This window comes from Finegoldia dalianensis (assembly GCF_046255015.1).
GTDB classification, from domain to species: Bacteria; Bacillota; Clostridia; order Tissierellales; family Peptoniphilaceae; genus Finegoldia; species Finegoldia magna.
On record NZ_JBDLBQ010000006.1, the window covers coordinates 1 to 20,570 of the forward strand.

The window sequence follows — 20,570 nt, forward strand, 5'->3', positions numbered from 1 at the left end:
TGAATAAGTATGGTGATAAAAGCAAGAGGGATACACCTGTACCCATGCCGAACACAGAAGTTAAGCCTCTTAACGCCGATGGTACTACGATGGAAACGTCGTGGGAGAGTAGGTAGTCGCCAAACAATTAAGGTCTAACGTGATTTAATCCGTTAGATCTTTTTTATTTTAATCATAAGACCTACGATCCCACTTATGGGAGAGCAAGACCTAACAGAAATCTATGATTTCGTCGTAGGTCTGATGCAACCAGTTGCCACGAATCTTTGATTCGTAGGAACTGACGGCACGTAGGTAGTCGCCAAACAATTAAGATCTAGTGATGATAATGTCCGCTAGGTCTTTTTTTGTGCGTTCTTTTAGCTATACTGGGATTAAAAATGGTTTATAGAATTCGCTATATAACAGTTGCAAGATAAACAAAGGTAATGAAATAAGCAAACAACTTGCACGAATATATTAGTTAAAATTTAATGTTCTCACTCGCTCAGCCTCACTTCAGAAATCTTCTTTTAAAAAATTTAACTGAAGATTTCCTCGTTCGAAGCGTCGCTCATAAGAAGCATTAAATTTTATATGGTGATATTCTTAGCTTCGATTGTTTGCTCAAAGGTTTCGCAGTGTTTGGGATTGCAAGGAGAAGATAGAAAATGATAAAAAACTTTTCGCTAGACAACAGTTGCAGGACACACGTAGGTTAGAAAGTAAGCAAACATCTTGCACGAATATCTAGACTACGAAAATAAATAAATTCTAAGCTTGTGAACCTAAAATCGCAAACTCGCTAACGCTCAAACAGTGCGATTTTTTAACGGTTCCCTTCGCTTGAATTTATGATTATTTTCTCCGTATGATATTCTTAGCTTCGATTGTTTGCTTTAAGGTTTTGCGGTGTTTATGATTGCAAGGAGAGGATGGAAAATGATAAAAAAATTTTCGCAAGATTTACAGTTACAAGACACACGTAGTTCAAAAAATATACAAACATCTCGCACGAATATCTTGGGAAAAATTTAATGTTCTCACTCGCTCAGCCTCACTTCGGAAATCTTTTTTTAAAAAAAAGTGAAATGAAGATTTCTTCGTTCGAAGCGTCGCTCATAAGAAGCATTAAATTTTATATGATGATATTCTTAGCTTCGATTGTTTGCTTTAAGGTTTCGCAGTGTTGGGGATTGCAGGAAGAGGATAGAAAATGATAAAAAATTTTTCGCAAGACAACAGTAGTAAGACACAGATAGGTCAAAAAGTAAGCAAACATCTCGCACGAATATCTAGACTACAAAATAAATAAATTCTAAGCTTGTGAACCTAAAATTGTGAACTCGTGCTATGCACTCAAACAGCACAATTTTTCACGGTTCCCTTCGCTTGAATTTATGATTATTTTCTCCGTATGATATTCTTAGCTTCGATTGTTTGCTCAAAGGTTTCGCGATGTTCAAGAATTGAGAGACACAGATATAAATTTTTGATAAGAATCACTAGACTAGGATAAAGGACGTAGAGATTTAAATAGAAAATTATTAAATTTAATCACTAGACTGTGTAAAAATACCACTATAAAATATGGATAGAAATGGATAAAATGATAGCCACTAGATTTCTAGTGGCTAGGTGTTCATTATTTTGCTTTGATTACAAGTTGTTGGTTTGGTCTTTGTAATTTTGCGTTAATGTCTTGTGGTAGGTCGATTTTTGCTTCTTTTCCTGCAGATTCTAAGTTTACTACGTATTTTATTGCGTCGTGTTCTTCTTGTTCTTCAACTTGTGCTGCTTTACCATTTACATTGATTTTTGGTGCTTGTAAGTTCAAGATTGTTTTTGCTTTTTCTGATGATTTTAAGTCTTCTGGAATTTGTACGATGAAGTTTAATGTTTTAGGCATTTCTGCTACTTCAACTGTTGTTTCTTGTGCTAATTCTTGATCATCAGCTGTCAATTTGTAAGCGATTGTGTTTGTTAATACTTTTTGCAATTGTTCGTTTGTCATTTCAGCTGTTAGGTCGTTTACTAATACTTTTGAGCTGTATCCTTGTTCTTGTTCTTGAATTTTTGCGTTTAATTCTTTGATTTTATTGTTAGCGTCGTTTAAGTTTTCGATAGCAAATTTTTTATCTGTTTCTACTTCTTTTAATTTGCTTTCTAATTCTGATCCTTTTTGATTAGAACATGATGCCAATACAACCATTGATAATACTAATACTACTGTTAAAAATTTCTTTTTCATAATTCCCTCCAATTAATTTATTCCAACTCTTTTATTATACTATTAATTTAAGAAAATTTGAACTGTTTTTGTGAAAATGTTTAAAAAATCTCAAAATATTATTTCACGTATTTTTTTGTGAATTTAAGTGTAAGATAGTAAATATTATTGACAAAATAAATTCAATTTGGTATAATGATTTTGTTAATTTATATATATAAAAAGGAGGGTATATTTATGAGTAACAATAATAATGACTTTAAGCCTTTTATTTCGGCCGATAAGGTCTTGCCAGAGCTTACACCATTCTCTATTATTTTTGGTATTATCATGGCAATTGTATTTGGTGGAGCTAATGCATATTTAGGTCTTAGAGTTGGCTTGACAGTATCTGCATCAATTCCTGCTGCAGTTATTTCAATGGGAGTTATCAGATTGATTTTCAAGAGGGATTCTATTTTGGAAAACAACATCGTTCAAACTATAGGTTCTGCAGGGGAATCAGTTGCCGCAGGTGCTATCTTTACAATGCCAGCATTATTTATTTGGATGAAGGAATGGAATGAACCAGCTCCATCATTAATCGAAATAGGGGTTATTACTCTTATTGGTGGTTTACTTGGGGTTTTATTCATGGTTCCGTTGAGAAATGCTTTAATAGTTAAGGAACATGGGGTTATTCCATATCCAGAAGGAACTGCTTGTGCAGAAGTTTTATTAGCAGGTGAAGAAGGTGGATCCAAGGCTAAGCTTGTATTCAAGGGTTTAGGTTTGGCTGCTGTATACAAATTCTTTGCTGATGGTTTGAAGATTTTCCCATCTTCATTATCAAAAGAAATTACAGTTAAATCTTTCTCAGGTGCTGGTATCGGTATCGACCCACTTCCATCTTTGGTAGGTGTTGGTTATATTTGTGGTCCTAAGATTTCTGGATATATGCTAAGTGGTGCAACTTTAGGTTGGTTAGTTATTATGCCACTTATGAAATTATTCGGTGGAGACAACATAATCGGTGCTGCAGATAAGGCTATTTCTGCTATGACTGTAAAAGATATTTGGGGTACTTATTTAAGATATATAGGAGCTGGTGCTGTAGCTACTGGTGGTATTATATCTTTAATTAAATCATTGCCACTAATTATTAGAACTTTCAGAGATGCTATGAAAGACTACAAATCACAAGGTTTGGGTACAGATTCAGTTCTTCGTACTGAAAAAGATTTAAGTATGAAATTCATAGGAATAGCTATTCTTGCTATCGCAGTTGTAATGGCTGTTTTACCAATTATTCCAGTTGGACCTATTGGCTCAATAATTATCGTTGTATTTGGTTTCTTCTTTGCAACTGTATCATCTCGTTTGGTTGGTCTTATTGGATCTTCAAACAACCCAGTTTCTGGTATGACTATCGCTGCTTTATTGATAACTTCAATATTAATCAAAGCTATGGGAAATACTGGTCACGATGGTATGATGATGGCAATTTCAATTGGTACTGTAATTTGTGTTATCGCTGCTATTTCAGGGGATACTTCACAAGACTTAAAGACTGGTTTCTTGGTTGGAGCTACTCCATATAAACAACAAATCGGTGAATTAATCGGTGTTGCAGTATCTGCACTTGTAATCGGTGCTATCTTATGGTTATTAGATTCATCTTGGGGATATGGTTCAGAAGAACTTCCTGCACCACAAGGTATGTTGATGAAGCTTATAATTGAAGGTGTAATGGGTGGATCACTTCCTTGGGGATTAGTTTTCGCAGGGGCATTCATTGCAGTTGTTGTTGAAATTTTAGGAATTCCAGTTTTACCATTTGCAGTAGGTTTGTATTTGCCAATCAACACTTCTACAGCAATCATGACTGGTGGTTTAATCAGATTATTTGTTGACAAGAGAAAAGTTAAAAACGAAGAATTAAGAAAAGAACAAGCTGAAAATGGTGTATTGTTCACATCTGGATTTATAGCAGGTGAAGGTGTTGTAGGTATTTTACTTGCTGCATTTGCTATAATCAAAGTAGGAGACAAGACATTAAGTGAAGTTCTTGATTTATCTTCAAAATTCAACATTGGCGCAATTGGATCAATTATAGTATTCATATTGTTATTAGCAGTTCTAGTTAGAACTTGTATTAAAAACGTAAATACTAATGAAGCGAAATAAAAATTTCCTAGAATTTATTCCTGAGGTCAATGACAAGATAGAGTTTTATGAAAAAGATGATCTTGTGTATTTAGTAAAAAAGCACAATCATATTTTTGATAAGATTGCTCAAAAGATGTTCTTCACACCAAAAGAATCCAACATCAAGCTTGAAAGTTACGGAAGTGATGTTTTCAGGATGATTGATGGCAAGAGTAACATTATAGAAATTGGGAGTAAATTAAAAGAAAAATACGGAGATGAGGTAGAACCTCTATACGAGAGACTATCTCAATTCATACAAATTTTATACAACAATGATATTGTTAAACTCAAAAAGAAGTCTGAATAAGGCTTCTTTTTTTATGCACAGAAAAGGTAAATGGTGAATAGGTTTCGCTGGATAACAATAGTAATTCACACATAGGTCAATATGCAAGCAAACATCTCGCACGAATATCTAGGTGAAAATTTAATAATCTTATTCGCTCAGCCTCACTTCAGAAATCTTCTTTTTAGAATATGAAATGAAGATTTCATCGTTCGAAGCGTCGCTCATAAGAAACATTAAATTTTCTATGGTGATATTCGCAAGCTTCGATTGTTTGCTAGAAGGTTTAAAGGCAGTGGGGGTTGAACGACATGGATAGAGTATTATAAAAAGAAAATCGCTGTGAGATTCAAGGGAGGAAACTTATCATGTGTAACCGACAAAAAAGTCATTAAACATTAATTTATTGACAATAAAAATAATTATGGTAAACTTAAATTAACCAAAGGAAGAATGCAAAATAATGAGAAATAGAATCGAGGAATATAGAAAACATTTAGGTTAATCTCAGCATAGACTAGGTAAAAAGGTTGGAATATCAAGGACGAGTATAATCAAAATAGAAACCAGGAAAACAATTCCGAGTATTAAAACTGCTAACTATATAGAAAATGCTTTAGGAGTTTGTATGTATCAGGTTTTCGACTTGGACGGAGGAGAAACATATAAGTGTCATGACCATAATAGGTGTTAACAATTATATGATTACATTGTGTAAATGTGGGGTGAAATTTATGAACTATAATAATCCTCAGAGGTATAAAAACGGAGACTAATTACTTTTCGATAGACAGGTTTAGTAATTTATATGAATAAATCGAAAGGAAGGTAAGTAAAATGTTAAAGAAGATAAACATTGTTTATATTTGTAAATGCTGTTTGGGAGTAAGTTTTGCATTAATCACCATGTATATAATAAAAGAATGCGTATTTGGTAATTATAATCCTATAGTATTAGCTGCTAAGGCGTTGCCTCTATCAATAACATTAGTAGCTATATCAATTCTATTTTTCTCTATAGGATATGAAAATAGAAAATAGATAGTCTTCGTTGGAGATTGTACAAAATATGAGTTAGGGTGAATATAAAACCCTGACTCTTTTTTTTAGTATGATGGGCATGCCATCAGTCTGTGGTGAAAGTCCACGTAGGGCGTAGTTGACGACGAACCTCATAGCAACTTGCAAGGCTATCACCGTGAGGTGATGGCAGAAGAAGCAATAGCAAAATCGTAGTCTGAGAAACAGAAACCTATCGTACTGATATCTTGAGAAAAAATTAATAATTTCAATCGCAAAAAAAGACAGTCAAGCATTTTGCACGAATATCTAGACTACAAAAATTTGTGATTTATAAATCTTAAAATTCTGAAATCGCAAGCTCGCTTACGCTCAAGCGGTGCGATTTCTGACGGATTTTTTCGATTTGAAATCAGCAAAATTTTTTCCGTATGATATTCTTAGCAAAAAGGCTTGACTGTTTAAATAATATCACGGTATGCAGCTTCGATTGTTTGCTTGAAGGTTTCGCGAAAGTTATGGATTGCAAGATAAGGATGGAGAATTGCTGAGAAAAGTCGCTAGACAAAATTGAAGGATAGACATGTGGCAGAAATTAAAAAAAAATAGAAAAAGCATAAAATTAAAGAACACAGATAGTCTTCTTTAAAAATTACGGGGAATGAAATGAAAGAAAATGGACACAAAAAAATAAGAGTCATTTTCCATCTTCTGAAACAACTCTTATTTTCCGAGCAAACTGCACTTAAACTGAAATTTTGGTTCGATCATTTCCTTATCCACTCCTTAATAGTAATCTATCAGATAAACTTGCTTTTCAAGATATAACGAATCAATCTTTAAATCTTTAATTAACTAAAGTTTTCGATACATAGGATAAAATTTTAAATTTTAATGTTTTAAGTTTAAATGTTTAAAGGTTCTAGTTTTATTTGTCTTCAAATAAAACAGGTAGTATTCCTGCATTTTTTGTTTATATATCCTTTTCATCGGAATCAATAAACTAAAGTAACAGTTCTGCTCTACAATTTAGATATCTTTTATTGTAGTATATATATACCCACTGAAAAATGTTTTAAACACTTTTTTGAAGTTTTTTTGAAAAATATTAAAAAAAAATTGAAAAAAATTGATTTTGTTTTAAATTTCTTGAAATGAGGTATAATAAAAAAAACACATGATTTAAAATCATGCGCATATAAGAAAGGAGTAAGGGGAGTCAACTCTGGAAAATTTTGAAGGCATGAGAGTTTTCCCCTCTAACTTATTAACTAATTTAGATGTGAAGTAATTGTTTGATGATAAACCAAAATATTGGAATAAATATTGCTGGAATGTAATCCATGATTTTGAATTTTTTGATTTCTAGCATATCTATACCAAGTAAGACTATCAACAATGATCCTACTACGGAGATATTTTCAATTACTTCTGGTACTAAGACTTTGCTTAGTGATGTTGATAATAAAAATATTAGTGTGTTCATCACAAGTCCAACAACGCCTGACAGTGCAACTGTGAATCCATATGTTGCTGAGAACAAAAATGTTGTGATACCGTCTAATATTATTTTAAATTGCATTATGTCAGCGGATCCGCTTAATCCTAAATTCAATGGAGCAAGGATTGCCAATGATCCGATATTTTGTAGCATTATTAATGCAATGGCGCCTTTCATGGACGAGCCAGATGAGTCTGGAACTTTGTTTTGCAAATACTCTACAAGGTTGGCTAATTTCTTGTCCAAATCAAGACCGTTACCTATTATAGCACCGATAACTAAGGAAATCAACATAAAAATAAAATTATTTGTTTTGACACTTCCTTGTATTCCCATTATTAATATACAAACGGCGACAACGTCCATTATACTTTTTATTAGTTTTTTTGGCAGGAAAGATTTCAAAAGTCTTCCCAAAAGGGCTGCGACTGCAACCGCTACAACATTTATTAATATGTAAAACATCATAATCCTCCACGAAATATGATAATATATTTTATTCAATTTGTAAAGTAATATTTTTATTAATTAACAATGTAATATTTGAAAGTGGTAAAAATATGTAAATATAATATCACAATAAAATAATCTGCATAAAAGCTACATACTAAATAAGTAAAAATATGTCAATAATTTGTAAAATTTAGGAGTTCGATATGAACGAAAAAATCGAATTAATCAAAACTAAAGAGATAAATTTCCTCAAAGAACTTGACAATTCTGTCATCAGATTTAAGCACAGTCTTCCTCATCACAACGATAGTTTGTTAAATAGGGTTCTTGTGGAAAAATTCATATCTCAATCTAAGATTGATTTTTATGAGGAATATAAGGATGTATCTTCTCAGTATAATTACATATACACTAAGAATAAACTTGTAGAAGAAAGATGCGATGAAATCATTCAGATTTTTCAAGATATGGAAAATGATATGAGTTTTTTGGACGATGCTATCAAAAATTCTGGAGATATAGAAAAAGGATTTAATTTTAGGTTTTATTTGAAGAAAATTGTAGAGAGTTATAAATTTTCACGCTATAATTCAAAAGACACAGATAAGAAAAGCAAAAGAGCTCATCTTAAATCGAAAAATAAAAGGGAGTTCATAATAAGTGAGTATTCAAAGGATAGCGTGTATTTGTACAGTGTTAAGAGAAGCCTGAAGCAAGTGTACAAAAAGAGAATAAATACTGAGGTGAACAAGCTTAGGCGTGATTTGTACGATTTGAGAAAAAATATGAAGGTCGATCCCAAAGATTACGATACAAAATTCAAGGCTTTGTATTTAATTCCTGGTGTGGGACAGCTTCAGTTCAATCAACTGTACAAGTTTTTGATTATGATTGCGATATTTTTGGCGAGTGTGTTCATTCTCATTGGTGATACGCATATCGATAAACTGGATGAGTTTATTATTGGCATATTGGTGGTTTTGGGGATTATCAATATAGTAAATTATAAAAAAATCGTCAGAGATATTAATAAAGGAATTCGTCCGAATAATTTTAGAGAGTCGATTATTAACATCAAATTAAAGGTTAAAAGATTTTTCATTAATAATATTAAACTTATTTACTGGGTACTGTGTGGAATAGTTGCCGTTTTTAATATTTTTATTGTGATTGCAACTGTTTTGGGAGAGGATTTGACATTTGTTCTGAAAAATTACGAACGATTTTACATTCAGTTTGATTTGAAGATAGTGTGTGCGTGTGCTCTGCTTAGTGTGATGGTGTTTTCGATTGGAGAGATTGTATCTTTGATTGTGTGGAGGATTTTCTCCAGAGTTGACAAGGAATTGAATCTTTTTATGTGCATATTGTCAATAGCATCGCTTTTTGTATTGCTGATGTTTCCAAATGATTTTGTGTTTACTAAAATATTTGGGGTATTTGACCAATACGTGCTTCACGATCAAAGTTTGATGCTTGTTTTCTGGTTGACTTTTTGGTTACTTATAGGTGCGCTAACAGCTTATAACGTGTATTCTATGCAAAGAATAGGATTTTTCTCTAATAATATCAATTATTTGATGCACAATGACGATATGAACAAGTTTGAGTATTATAGATGGGTTGTTTTTCCGATTTATTCTAATAAGGTTAATTTGGTTACGATTTTGTTGAATTTTATGGCTTTTTATGTGATGTTTTGTTTCACTGGAGTGTATTTTTCTCACATGGTTGATATTTACAATGAAGGCGCTATGGATATTCTCATATTTTTTGTAAGAAAGCTTAACAGTAATTATTATTACTTGATAGGTTTTATAATTGTAGCGATATTTTCTGTTGTCAATTTGTGTTGGGATATTATAACTAAGATTAGGGTTAGAAGGTAGTTATGGATATTGTATTTGAAAATTATAGTACGAATTATTTTGAAAATTTGACAGGGAAAATCTCTCAGAATTGTCAGGTTTTTTCAAACAAAATAACTTTGGATAAGTTCATAGCTGTATTAATGAATGTAAAATACGCAAATGGCAAGATGTTAATAGATGGAAAAATTTCAAACAATGTGATATCGAAGTACCGTGGATTTTATGTTGTGGATGAGTTTATGTTGTATCCTCATTTGAATGTGTATGATAATTTGTCGTTGGTGTTGCGTTCAATGAAGATGTCTCCTGTGACAATTTACAGGAGAATTGATAGTTTGAATGAAAGTCTGAATGTTGATTTGGATAATAAGTTAAAAGAATGTGATTATGATACTATCATCAAACTTTTTTATGCGAAGGTTGTGTTGGCACAGAGTCAGTTTGTGATTATAAAAAATTACAATAATTACACAAAAATTTTTGCTAAGAAAAATATGAGAAAACTTACTCAAATGTTTGATGAGAAGAATATCAACTACATTATTTTGTGTGACAAGAAGAAAAAATTAGTTGATGATTTACCGATTTTGAAGCTAGGCAAGAGTAGCATTTCTGATGTAAAATGATTTGAACATTTTATTAAAATTATATATTTTTAGCTTTTTGAAAAATTTTAATACTATATTTTCAGTGTTATTTCACTTAGATTTGTGGTAATATTTAATAGGAATTAATACTATAAATTGTAGTTGGGTTTTTATAATCCACTATATACACGATAAAAGGGAGTAATAATGGAAATAAAAAAGAGAGATGGCAATATTGTCGATTTTGATAGGTCGAAGATAAAATTAGCCATGAAAAAAGCTTATGCTTCTGTAGGAATTTACGCAGAGGAAAATGAACTGGAAGCTATGGCACAAGAAATTGAAAACACTATTGTGAACAAGTATCCAAAAAATCATGTGGTTACTGTGGAAGAAATCCAAGATTTGGTGGAATTGACTTTGATCGATCACGGTCAATACAAGGTTGTAAAATCTTTTATTTTGTATCGTGCAAAACATACCACAGACAGAAAAGTTATTGAAGAGTTCGAAAGATTTATCACAGATGAAGATGTCATCGAAATCATTAGATATATTCAAGAACACTACGATTCTACTAGGTATTCGATTGAGAATTTGTATTTGAAGTTCGAATCATTTGTTAAGCCTAATCTGTCACAATACGATATGGTGAATTTATTGTCGAAGGCTTCTGGGGAACTTGTTAGTAAGGAAGCTCCAAATTGGGAATATATTGCTTCTTTGTTTATGAATTATAATTTGAAACAAAATATTAAGAAGTTAGAAGTTCAATACGATCTTCAAGATTTTAAATCAAAGATTAAGTTTTTGGATGAGAGAGGATTATACGGCTCATACATCAGAGAAGTGTATACTGATGATGATATTGACGAATTGGAAAAATACATTGATGACGATAGGGATAAGTTATTCACATTCAGTGCTTTGGATTTGATTATAAAAAGATATTTGATTAAAACTCATGACAACAGAGTGATGGAATCTGCACAAGAAATGTTCATGGGGATTGCGATGCATTTGGCACTTAAAGAAAAGGATAGAATTCATTGGGCAAAAAAAATCTACGATAATTTGTCCACATTGAAAGTGACTGTGGCAACTCCTACAATGAGTAACGCCAGAAAACCATTCAATCAATTGTCAAGCTGTTTCATAGACACTGTTCCTGATACTTTGGAAGGAATTTATCGTTCGATTAATAATTTCGCACAAGTTTCTAAGCATGGTGGTGGAATGGGATTGTATTTCGGAAAAGTTCGTGCAAATGGATCCGACATTCGTGGTTTCCAAGGTGTTGCAGGTGGAGTTATCAGATGGATTAAACTTGCAAATGATACTGCTGTTGCAGTGGATCAATTGGGAGTGCGCCAAGGTTCTGTAGCTGTGTACTTGGATGTATGGCACAAAGATATATTGGAATTTTTGCAACTTAGAACAAACAACGGTGATGACAGAATGAAGGCACACGATGTGTTCCCATCTGTTTGCTATCCTGATTTGTTCTGGAAGATGGTTCGTGACGATATAGACGGAACTTGGTATATGTTCGACCCACACGAAATCTCCGTGAAAAAAGGATATAACTTGGAAGATTATTATGGAGACGAATGGGAAAAAAGATACAACGAATGTGTGCTTGACGAAAGTATTTCCAGACGTAGCATAAAAGTAAAAGATTTGGTAAGACTTATTATAAAATCATGGACAGAAACAGGAACTCCATTCACTTTCAACCGTGATACTGTAAATAGAATGAATCCAAACAAACACAAGGGAATGATTTATTCTTCTAATTTGTGTACAGAAATTATGCAAAATATGAGCGAAATTCATTCTATTAGTGAAACTATAGAAACAGAAGACGGAGACGATATTATCGTTACAAAAACAAAACCGGGAGATTTTGTTGTGTGCAACTTGGCTTCTCTTGTTTTGGGAAATATTGATGTGAACAATGATGAAGAATTAGAAGAAGTTGTGGAAACAGCGGTTAGAGGGCTTGATAATGTTATTGATTTGAACTTTTATCCATTGGAATACGCAAAGTACACTAACAAAAAATACCGTCCAATCGGACTTGGAACAAGTGGATATCATCACTGCTTAGTAAAAAACAATATTATGTATTCGGATGTTGAAAAACATTTGAAATTTGCAGATAAATTGTACGAAAAAATCAATTACTACGCTATCAAAGCAAGTAATAAAATCGCTAAAGAAAAAGGATCCTACGAATATTTTGAGGGTTCTGATTGGGAAAATGGTGAATATTTCAAATTAAGAGATTACAATTCTGAAAAATGGAACGAATTGTATCATGATATTAAGAAAAACGGAATGAGAAATGGATACTTGATGGCAGTGGCACCAACTGGTTCAACTTCTATAATCGCAGGAACTACTGCGGCAGTAGACCCTGTAATGAGCAGATATTTCCTTGAAGAAAAGAAGGGTACAATTGTCCCACGTGTTGCTCCAGGACTTAGCCCACAAACATTCTGGTTGTACGAAAATGCCCACGAACTGGACCAAAACATAACTGTAGATGCTACAAGTATAAGACAACGCCACATCGACCAAGGACAATCGGTCAACATTTACATCACGACTGATTATACGATGAGAACTATATTGAACATCTACATCAGAGCGTGGGAAAAAGGAATCAAATCCATCTATTATGTTAGAAGTAAATCATTAGAAGTGGAGGACTGCGATAGCTGCAGTGCATAATTTTTATGAAAAAATTATTATCAGTAATTTTGAGCTTTGCACTTATTTTAGGTGTAACGGGTTGCAACAAAAAACAAGAAAAAGTTGAAACAAAAGCTCCTGTAGAAAAAGTTCAACCAAAAGACGATTTAAATGGCAAAAAGCCAAGCGAAATTGATTCGTCTATAAATTACGATGAATACGTGGATACGAAGGTCAAATTAATCAAAGTCATCAAAAAATTGCACGAAACACGTGGCAAAGAAGAGATTGTGTTTTTGGGCAATGACAAATCTCAAATCGAAAACTTCTTGAATGAATACGATAAGAACGACAAGAAAACTGCCGAGGAAAATTTGGTGGTTGGCGATATGAAATTTGTGAAGGATTCTTCAATCGGTAAACCAATCTTCTCCATGAAATTAAAATCGGTACTAAACGAAGATTTCAGAGATGAGCCTTATAGCTTGGAATTCACTTATAAATACATCGACAAGTTAAACGAATTATCTGAAAAAGTAAAAGGCAAGGATGATTTTGAAACAGTGAAAAATTTGGCGAAAGTTTTGATTGACGATTACAGATACGATCCACAACTTTCATCGACTTTTGGTTGTGATTTATTGCTGAACAAAGAGGGAACTTGCAATTCGTTCAGTGAACTTGCCAATGATGTGCTAAATAATTGTGGAATTTATTCTGAAATTTGGTGGGTAGATTCATTGCCTGACGATGAATTGGACAAAAATTCCAACCCATACCGCAACCATTCGATTGACAGAGCAAGATTAAATGGCAAGATGTATTTCTTGGATTTTACTCACTCTACGATTTCACACAAAAACGCAAAAGACTACGGATTTGAAAACAGACCGAAGCTGATTATGGAGAAATTACCGGAAGTAGAACGCGGCAAGAACCAACTATACACTGGATATTCAAAAGTTCGTGAGCCAATTTTGGTTAACAAAGGATTTTGCGATGGGCACTACAGTATAGATAACCCTTATGCAAAGTATTCTGACCTAGGTTTGGGTTGGACAACATACGGACAATTACTGGATAATTTGCGTAAAAACCCGTACTTTAAGTAGTTATAATTAAATGATAAAAAAATTTTTAAAAGTTTTTTGAAAAAAAGCTTGACAAATATTTTTGGAGCCTGTATTATATATCCATAAGCTAAATGAATAAACATTAACGTTGATAAGAAGAGTAAACAATGAATGCTTTTTCAGAGAGTCTCAGTTTGGTGAAATGAGATAAAGAATAGTTGTTGAAAATGGTCTTGGAGTTAGAAAAGTCGAATAGCATTTGCTTTTAAACTTTTCCGGTTGCATCCGATATCTTGTGCTAGGTATGAATACGTACTGAATAATGAGAAAATGCATATGTATATATGTATTTAAAAATAAGGTGGTAACGCGGATATATTCGCCCTTATGTGATGAATGTCACATAAGGGCTTTTTTTATTATAAAAATGAGGTGAGAGTATGATTGAAGTATTAAATTTGAAGAAAACTTTTAATACAAGTGAGAAAGAATTTAATGCAGTTGATGATGTAAGTTTCAAAGTCGATAAGGGTGAAATTTACGGAATAATTGGTTTGTCAGGAGCTGGCAAATCGACACTTGTAAGACTTTTAAATAGATTGGAAGAACCTACAAGTGGAAAGGTAATAATAGATGATGTTGACATAACATCGTTGAAGCAAAAGGAATTATTGGAAGCGAGAAAAGAAATTAGCATGATTTTTCAACATTTTAATTTGTTTAATCAAAAAAATGTCTACGAAAACATTGCTTATCCGTTGAAACTTCAAAACATTCCAAAAAATGAAATAGAAAAAAGAGTTAACGAGTTGTTGGATTTCATTGGACTTAGAGACAGAGCAAAAAGTTATCCTAGCCAATTATCCGGTGGACAAAAACAAAGAGTTGCGATTGCAAGAGCATTATCCACAAATCCTAAGGTGATTTTGTCAGATGAATCTACAAGCGCACTTGACCCACAAAACACACAACAAGTTTTGGAGATATTGAGAAAATCAGTAGACAAATACAAAACCACGATAATAATGATAACTCATCAAATGGAAGTTGCAAAAGATGTTTGTGACAGGATTGCAGTGATGGAAAATGGAAAAATCATCGAAGAAAATTCTGTAGAAGAATTATTCAAAAATCCAAAAACAAATGTTACTAGAAACTTCATCAGAAAGCTTGTAGAAGAGGATGAAGAAGAGATAATAACTGACGATTTTAAGGGAGATGTCGTTAGATTAACTTACTCAAAGAAATCCTACAACAAACCATTATTATCACAAGCAGCGAGAATTTCTGGAATAGATTTCAGTATAATATCTGGAAATATCAACAAACTTCAATCCACAGGAGTTGGATACACAGTGGTTGAACTTATCGGTGACAAAGAAAATATTCAAAAAGCAAAAGACTTTTTGACAGAAAATGATATTAGAGTAGAGGAGGTTAAATAATGGATGATTTATTACATTTGGTATTAGAAGCCACAGGCGAGACATTGTACATGATTTTAGTAAGTACGTTTTTCACAATTTTATTTGGCCTTCCATTGGCACTTATTTTGTATACAACTGGAAAATCTGGACTTAATCCAAAACCAAAACTATACGCGGTGTTGGATGTAATAGTTAACATTACAAGATCATTTCCATTCATCATATTGATGATAGTATTACTTCCACTATCCAAGTTGATCGTCGGAACAAAAATAGGAACATCAGCATCCATCGTTCCATTGACAGTCGGTGCAATTCCATTTTTAGCGAGATTATTCGAACAAGAATTCTTGAATGTGGATAGAGGAATCATTGAAGCGTCCAAATCAATGGGAGCAAGTAATTTTAACATATTGACAAAAGTATTGATTCCAGAATCATTGCCACAATTGGTGTTGGCAATAACAAACTTAATGATCACACTGATTGGATATTCTGCAATGGCAGGAACAATTGGTGGAGGAGGCTTGGGAGCCTTGGCAAAAAGATACGGCTACGACAGATTTAACACAGAAGTATTATTGTGGGCAGTAGTTGTAATTATAATCTTGGTTGAAATTGTACAAATATCAGGTACAAAAATTTCAAATAAATTAAACAAAAAAAACATATAGGAGTGGTAAAAATGAAAAAGAAAATTTTATTAGTAGTATTGGCATTAGCATTGGTATTAACATCATGTGCTAAAAAAGAAAGCAAAAAAGAAGACGGACAAAGCACAAAACAAGAATCACAAACTACAGAAAACAAGAAGGTTGTGATTGGAGTATCTCCAGCACCTCACAAAGAAATTGCAGAAAAAGCAAAAGAAATCTTGGCAAAAGATGGAATTGAGCTAGAAATCAAAGAATTTGACGATTATGTAACACCAAACACATCACTTGAAGAAAAAGACATCGACTTGAACTTCTTCCAACACATACCTTACTTGGAAAACTTCAACAAAGAAAGAGGAACAAAAATCGTATCATTAGGTGGAGTTCACATCGAACCATTGGGAGTTTATTCTAAAAAATACAAATCACTTGATGAATTAAAAGATGGAGATGAAGTTATAATTCCAAACGATGCTACAAACGGAGCAAGAGCGTTGAAATTATTAGAAGAAAACAAAGTAATCAAATTAAAAGCTGATGCAGGATTGGAAGCTACTGAAAAAGACATTGCAGAAAATCCTAAGAACTTGAAATTCACACCAGTTGAAGCTGCAACAATTCCAAGAGCATACGAAGACGCCGCAATTGCTGTAATCAATTCAAACTACGCATTAGAAGCAAATCTATCACCAAAGAAAGATGCAATTGCAACAGAAAAAGCTGAGGGAAACCCATTTGCAAATGTAATAGCAGCTAGAGAAGAAGACAAAGACAACGAAACTTACAAGAAAGTATTGGAAGCTTTCCAATCAGACGAAGTTAAGAAATATATCGAAGAAAAATTTGAAGGCGAAATAATACCAGCAAAATAGGAAGCATTAAGGGGGAGATTGAAAATGAGTTTACACGTACCATTTAGATATGATTATGTAGGAAGTTTCTTGAGAGATGAAAAATTACTAAAGGCAAGATCGGACTTCGAAAAAGAAACAATCACAAAACAAGAACTAAAAGAAATAGAAGATGAATGTATCAAAAAATTAATCGAAAAACAAAAGGAATTGGGCTATCACGTAATAACTGATGGAGAATTCAGAAGAAAAAGCTGGCATTTGGATTTCTTCTGGGGACTAAATGGAATTAAAAGAGTTGAACTTGACCATGGATATTATTTCCATGGCAAGGAAACGTACCATACATCAGTACAAGTTGAAGGAAAAATCACAGGAGAAAATCATCCATTCGTAGAACATTTTAAATTCGTAAAACAATTTGAAGATGACAATACAATCGCAAAACAAACAATACCTGCTCCAGCACAATTAATCGTGGAATTATTCAGGGAAGATAATGCAGAAATCACGAAACAAATCTATCCAGATTATGAAAAGTTGGAACAAGATATCGCGAAGGCATACAAACAAGTTATCAAGGATTTGTATGAAGCAGGATGCAGAAACATACAATTTGACGATTGCACATGGGGAATGTTAGTAGATTCTGATTATATCAACAGAAAATACGGCGAATCAGTTTCATTGGATGATGAAGCTAACAAATATTTGAGAATTAATAACTTAGCACTTGAAGACAGACCCAAAGATTTGACAATAACAACGCACGTTTGCAGAGGAAATTACGAATCAACATATGCAGCAAGTGGTGCCTACGACAAAATCGCACAAATATTATTTGCACAAGAAAACGTAGATGCATTCTATCTTGAATACGACGATGAAAGATCAGGCGGGTTTGAACCATTAAAATACGTTGCAGGAGATAAAAAAGTCGTTCTTGGACTTATCACATCAAAAAGAGGACAACTCGAAGACCAAGATGAAATCATCGCTAGAATTCACAAAGCATCTGAATTCATATCTCTTGATAGATTATGTCTAAGTCCACAATGTGGATTTTCATCTAACGAAAATGGAAACATATTGACGATTGAGCAACAATGGCAAAAACTAAAATTAATTAAAAAAATAGCTGAAAAAGTTTGGGGAAAATAAGCAATCATATCTATCTCATTTTTATAAATTGCAGGCAATGAAAATTGCCTGTAATTTTTTTACATGAAAAATACCGCTATATAAGATGAACACAAAGGATTATACTCAAAAATGGAACCTCCAATAATTAAATAGTGATAACTGACAAGCTGCATTAATTAACAAGAGGTTATCATAGTGATGGATAATAATAGTCTATAACACATATGCTGAGAATGTAAACAAAATCAAAAATACAAATCAATTAATATCTGAAATATAAAACACGATATAGTCAATTAATTATATGATCCAATTAAATGAAATATTACGTAAAATTTAAAAAAACATAATGAGAAATTAACATAAATAGGAGAGATGAAAATGTAAGTAGTATTAAATTAGAATAACGAGTCAACACAAAGAACGGAACTTCACAGGAAAATTTGGGCGATTGCAGATGATGTCAGAGGTGCTGTTGACGGATGGGACTTCAAACAATACATATTGGGAATTTTATTCTACAGATTTATCTCAGAAAACATCACAGAATTTTTCAACAAAGTTGAACACGAAGCTGGAGATGAATCATTCGATTATGCAGAAATAACAGATGAAGAAGCCGAAACAGATTTCAGACCAGATACAGTAGAAGAAAAAGGGTTTTTCATACTACCAAGCCAATTATTTCAAAATGTCGTAAAAACTGCACGCACCAATGAAAATTTGAACACAGATTTGGCAAATATATTCAAATCAATCGAAAAAAGCGCAATAGGATATCCTTCAAAAGATGACATCAAAGGATTATTCGAAGATGTTGACACCACAAGCAACAAACTTGGAGCAACGGTAGCTGAGAAGAACAAAAGATTATGCGACATACTAACTGGAATTGACAAAATTAATTTCGGCAAATTTGAAAACAACGACATCGACGCATTCGGAGATGCATACGAATATTTGACATCCAACTATGCCAGTAATGCAGGAAAATCTGGTGGAGAATTCTTCACTCCCCAAACAGTGTCAAAGCTTTTGGCAAAGCTTGTAATGGACGGCAAAACAAGCATTAAAAAGGTATATGATCCGAGATGTGGGGGAACGTGTCATAATAGTGATGGGTGCAGTTTTTGCTAATAAATCAACGGTTTCAGGAACTTTAACTAAATATATTTCGTACATTGCTTAGAGTAATTAGGGTCTAATTGCTGTGAGCAGTGCATGAGAGGTAAGGACATTAGCTCTTGAATAGTTGATAATTATCTAATACAATCATATTTAAGGTGATAGTTAGTTACGCATCAGTATAATTATGTTCAAGTTGAATATCTTAGTAGAGCAAAGGGTAAAATTTAATTAGATAAATAGTAAGTAAATTATATGGAGTAACTTACTTTTTTAGGAGGAAGTGACAATTTGAAATACAAGCAAATATTTAACTCTGGAGTTTCTTTTCAACAATTTTACGATACTGCTCAGGATAGATATAAGAAGTATGCTAATAATGCGATAAGAAATTATTTAAATTTAGAGAGATATTTAGAAAAGGTTAGTAGTATAACAAGCAAATTTAATATACTTGCGATTGGAGAAAACTGGTGTATTGATTCTATAATTAATATTCCTGTAGTTCATTGGTTAGAAAAAAATAATGAAAATATAAAACTTAAAGTAATAGATACAGATAGTTACAGTAAGTTTATGCCTAATGAAAAAGTTATTACACCAACATTTATTATTATGAATCAAGAATATCAGGAGATAGGGAAATGGGTTCAATATCCTAAAAGAATAATAGATGTGGTTGAATCTAAGGACCAAGTTCGAGTTATAGCAGAGAAAAGGAGATACCGACAGGGAGAATATATTGTAGATACATTGAAAGAGGTATTAGATATCCTGATTAACTAAAGAAATAATATTTATTTAGACAGGAGGAAATAAAGTGAGTCAAGAAAATAAGATAAATCAATCTTGCTGCGTTTCAATACAAAAAACCACTGGTACAGTGAAAGAAAAAGAAAATTGCCCCAAATGTTACGAAATAGGAGAAAAGGTTAAGAATATAACTGTAAAGCATATGGTATCAGAAAACCTTAGGGGAAAGGTTGTAGATGAAGAAACTTACTATTTATGTATGAATGAAGATTGTGATGTCGTGTATTATAACTTAAACAATGAAAGAGTTTTTTATAAGGAAGAAGTAAAAGTTCCTATATGGTTTAAAAAGAATGCAAATCCCAAATATATATGCTATTGCAACCAAGTTACAGAGCAACAAATTATAAATGCTGTTTTAGATGATGGTGCAAAGAATATTAAAGATATTATTAGACTTACAGGGGCAATGAAAAATGGAAAGTGCGAAATTAACAATCCTTTGGGTAAATGCTGTAGTCCTCTTATTCAAGAAACCATCAATAAAGCATTAAATAGCAAAGAATAGTTTGCGACATATAATTTATAAAGTACGTCACAACAGTAATAAAATTAAAAATAATAAAAAACTATAGAATTAAAATTTTAGCGGTTCAGATGTAAAAGTCTGGGCCGCTTTTTTATTTCCCCCGGAAAGGAGGCAACAATACTGCGATGATAAGTGCTGA

The 20,570-nt window shown here is 32.7% G+C and carries 15 protein-coding genes, 1 rRNA gene, 2 pseudogenes and 1 other annotated feature; of the genes and pseudogenes, 16 read left to right on the forward strand and 2 right to left on the reverse strand.

Annotation, left to right across the window (positions count from 1 at the left end):
• Positions 1-8: 8 nt before the first annotated feature.
• A 5S ribosomal RNA gene (gene rrf, locus ABDJ34_RS06910) occupies positions 9-125 on the forward strand.
• A gap of 1,499 nt (positions 126-1,624) precedes the next feature.
• On the opposite strand, the gene ABDJ34_RS06915 is transcribed toward rrf, so the two are convergent.
• Positions 1,625-2,230 carry a hypothetical protein gene (locus ABDJ34_RS06915; protein ID WP_412701841.1) on the reverse strand — a complete coding sequence of 202 codons (606 nt, stop codon included), beginning with the start codon at positions 2,228-2,230 and terminating at the stop codon, positions 1,625-1,627.
• A 216-nt stretch (positions 2,231-2,446) separates the two neighbouring features.
• Here ABDJ34_RS06915 and ABDJ34_RS06920 point away from each other — a divergent pair, with 216 nt between their 5' ends.
• The 4 genes and pseudogenes from ABDJ34_RS06920 (at position 2,447) to ABDJ34_RS06935 (ending at position 5,726) form a co-directional block, all read left to right on the forward strand.
• Positions 2,447-4,375, forward strand: coding sequence for an OPT family oligopeptide transporter (locus ABDJ34_RS06920; protein WP_412701842.1), 1,929 nt, complete (start codon positions 2,447-2,449; stop codon positions 4,373-4,375).
• Positions 4,362-4,706 (forward strand): PqqD family protein, encoded by a 345-nt coding sequence (locus ABDJ34_RS06925; protein WP_412701843.1) that lies wholly within the window; start codon positions 4,362-4,364, stop codon positions 4,704-4,706. Before ABDJ34_RS06920 ends, ABDJ34_RS06925 begins: the two co-directional genes overlap by 14 nt.
• A 496-nt stretch (positions 4,707-5,202) precedes the next feature.
• A pseudogene (locus ABDJ34_RS06930) lies at positions 5,203-5,379 on the forward strand (helix-turn-helix transcriptional regulator); the annotation flags it as partial.
• 143 nt (positions 5,380-5,522) lie between these two features.
• Positions 5,523-5,726: a hypothetical protein gene (locus ABDJ34_RS06935; RefSeq protein WP_080503394.1), complete on the forward strand. Its 204-nt coding sequence runs from the start codon at positions 5,523-5,525 to the stop codon at positions 5,724-5,726.
• Positions 5,727-6,981: 1,255 nt separating this feature from the next.
• Here ABDJ34_RS06935 and ABDJ34_RS06940 read toward each other — a convergent pair.
• Positions 6,982-7,671, reverse strand: a complete 690-nt coding sequence (locus ABDJ34_RS06940) for a DUF554 domain-containing protein (RefSeq protein WP_094206788.1) — start codon at positions 7,669-7,671, stop codon at positions 6,982-6,984.
• A gap of 191 nt (positions 7,672-7,862) precedes the next feature.
• Here ABDJ34_RS06940 and ABDJ34_RS06945 point away from each other — a divergent pair, with 191 nt between their 5' ends.
• From ABDJ34_RS06945 to ABDJ34_RS06995, 11 genes and pseudogenes are all read left to right on the forward strand, one after another.
• Positions 7,863-9,548: a hypothetical protein gene (locus ABDJ34_RS06945; RefSeq protein WP_412701844.1), complete on the forward strand. Its 1,686-nt coding sequence runs from the start codon at positions 7,863-7,865 to the stop codon at positions 9,546-9,548.
• Positions 9,549-9,550: 2 nt separating this feature from the next.
• Complete coding sequence (locus ABDJ34_RS06950; RefSeq protein WP_412701845.1) at positions 9,551-10,156, forward strand: P-loop NTPase family protein; 606 nt, start codon at positions 9,551-9,553, stop codon at positions 10,154-10,156.
• A 168-nt stretch (positions 10,157-10,324) separates the two neighbouring features.
• Complete coding sequence (locus tag ABDJ34_RS06955) at positions 10,325-12,853, forward strand: ribonucleoside-diphosphate reductase subunit alpha (protein ID WP_412701846.1); 2,529 nt, start codon at positions 10,325-10,327, stop codon at positions 12,851-12,853.
• A gap of 5 nt (positions 12,854-12,858) precedes the next feature.
• Positions 12,859-13,926 (forward strand): hypothetical protein, encoded by a 1,068-nt coding sequence (locus ABDJ34_RS06960; protein WP_412701847.1) that lies wholly within the window; start codon positions 12,859-12,861, stop codon positions 13,924-13,926.
• Positions 13,927-14,026: 100 nt separating this feature from the next.
• Positions 14,027-14,277 (forward strand) — a binding site (T-box leader).
• Positions 14,278-14,327: 50 nt separating this feature from the next.
• Entirely contained in the window at positions 14,328-15,332 is a 1,005-nt protein-coding gene (locus tag ABDJ34_RS06965) for a methionine ABC transporter ATP-binding protein (protein WP_412701848.1), read from the forward strand.
• Complete coding sequence (locus tag ABDJ34_RS06970) at positions 15,332-15,988, forward strand: methionine ABC transporter permease (RefSeq protein WP_094224375.1); 657 nt, start codon at positions 15,332-15,334, stop codon at positions 15,986-15,988. The genes ABDJ34_RS06965 and ABDJ34_RS06970 overlap by 1 nt, the downstream gene beginning before the upstream one ends.
• An 11-nt stretch (positions 15,989-15,999) precedes the next feature.
• On the forward strand, positions 16,000-16,842 hold the full coding sequence (locus tag ABDJ34_RS06975; protein ID WP_412701849.1) for a MetQ/NlpA family ABC transporter substrate-binding protein: 843 nt from the start codon (positions 16,000-16,002) through the stop codon (positions 16,840-16,842).
• 24 nt (positions 16,843-16,866) lie between these two features.
• Complete coding sequence (locus ABDJ34_RS06980) at positions 16,867-17,982, forward strand: 5-methyltetrahydropteroyltriglutamate--homocysteine S-methyltransferase (RefSeq protein ID WP_412701850.1); 1,116 nt, start codon at positions 16,867-16,869, stop codon at positions 17,980-17,982.
• Positions 17,983-18,405: 423 nt separating this feature from the next.
• Positions 18,406-19,062, forward strand: a pseudogene (locus ABDJ34_RS06985) (type I restriction-modification system subunit M); the annotation flags it as partial.
• 318 nt (positions 19,063-19,380) lie between these two features.
• Positions 19,381-19,875, forward strand: a complete 495-nt coding sequence (locus tag ABDJ34_RS06990) for a thioredoxin family protein (RefSeq protein WP_412701851.1) — start codon at positions 19,381-19,383, stop codon at positions 19,873-19,875.
• A gap of 52 nt (positions 19,876-19,927) precedes the next feature.
• Positions 19,928-20,410 (forward strand): Csac_0668 family 2Fe-2S cluster-binding (seleno)protein, encoded by a 483-nt coding sequence (locus ABDJ34_RS06995; RefSeq protein ID WP_412701952.1) that lies wholly within the window; start codon positions 19,928-19,930, stop codon positions 20,408-20,410.
• The last annotated feature ends 160 nt before the right edge of the window (positions 20,411-20,570 follow it).

Coding starts and splice junctions, on each gene's coding strand:
- ABDJ34_RS06940 (WP_094206788.1), bottom strand. CDS start 7,671: ATGTTTTACATATTAATAAATGTTGTAGCGGTTGCAGTCGCAGCCCTT.
- ABDJ34_RS06925 (WP_412701843.1), top strand. CDS start 4,362: ATGAAGCGAAATAAAAATTTCCTAGAATTTATTCCTGAGGTCAATGAC.
- ABDJ34_RS06945 (WP_412701844.1), top strand. CDS start 7,863: ATGAACGAAAAAATCGAATTAATCAAAACTAAAGAGATAAATTTCCTC.
- ABDJ34_RS06980 (WP_412701850.1), top strand. CDS start 16,867: ATGAGTTTACACGTACCATTTAGATATGATTATGTAGGAAGTTTCTTG.
- ABDJ34_RS06950 (WP_412701845.1), top strand. CDS start 9,551: ATGGATATTGTATTTGAAAATTATAGTACGAATTATTTTGAAAATTTG.
- ABDJ34_RS06970 (WP_094224375.1), top strand. CDS start 15,332: ATGGATGATTTATTACATTTGGTATTAGAAGCCACAGGCGAGACATTG.
- ABDJ34_RS06935 (WP_080503394.1), top strand. CDS start 5,523: ATGTTAAAGAAGATAAACATTGTTTATATTTGTAAATGCTGTTTGGGA.
- ABDJ34_RS06955 (WP_412701846.1), top strand. CDS start 10,325: ATGGAAATAAAAAAGAGAGATGGCAATATTGTCGATTTTGATAGGTCG.
- ABDJ34_RS06915 (WP_412701841.1), bottom strand. CDS start 2,230: ATGAAAAAGAAATTTTTAACAGTAGTATTAGTATTATCAATGGTTGTA.
- ABDJ34_RS06960 (WP_412701847.1), top strand. CDS start 12,859: ATGAAAAAATTATTATCAGTAATTTTGAGCTTTGCACTTATTTTAGGT.
- ABDJ34_RS06965 (WP_412701848.1), top strand. CDS start 14,328: ATGATTGAAGTATTAAATTTGAAGAAAACTTTTAATACAAGTGAGAAA.
- ABDJ34_RS06975 (WP_412701849.1), top strand. CDS start 16,000: ATGAAAAAGAAAATTTTATTAGTAGTATTGGCATTAGCATTGGTATTA.
- ABDJ34_RS06920 (WP_412701842.1), top strand. CDS start 2,447: ATGAGTAACAATAATAATGACTTTAAGCCTTTTATTTCGGCCGATAAG.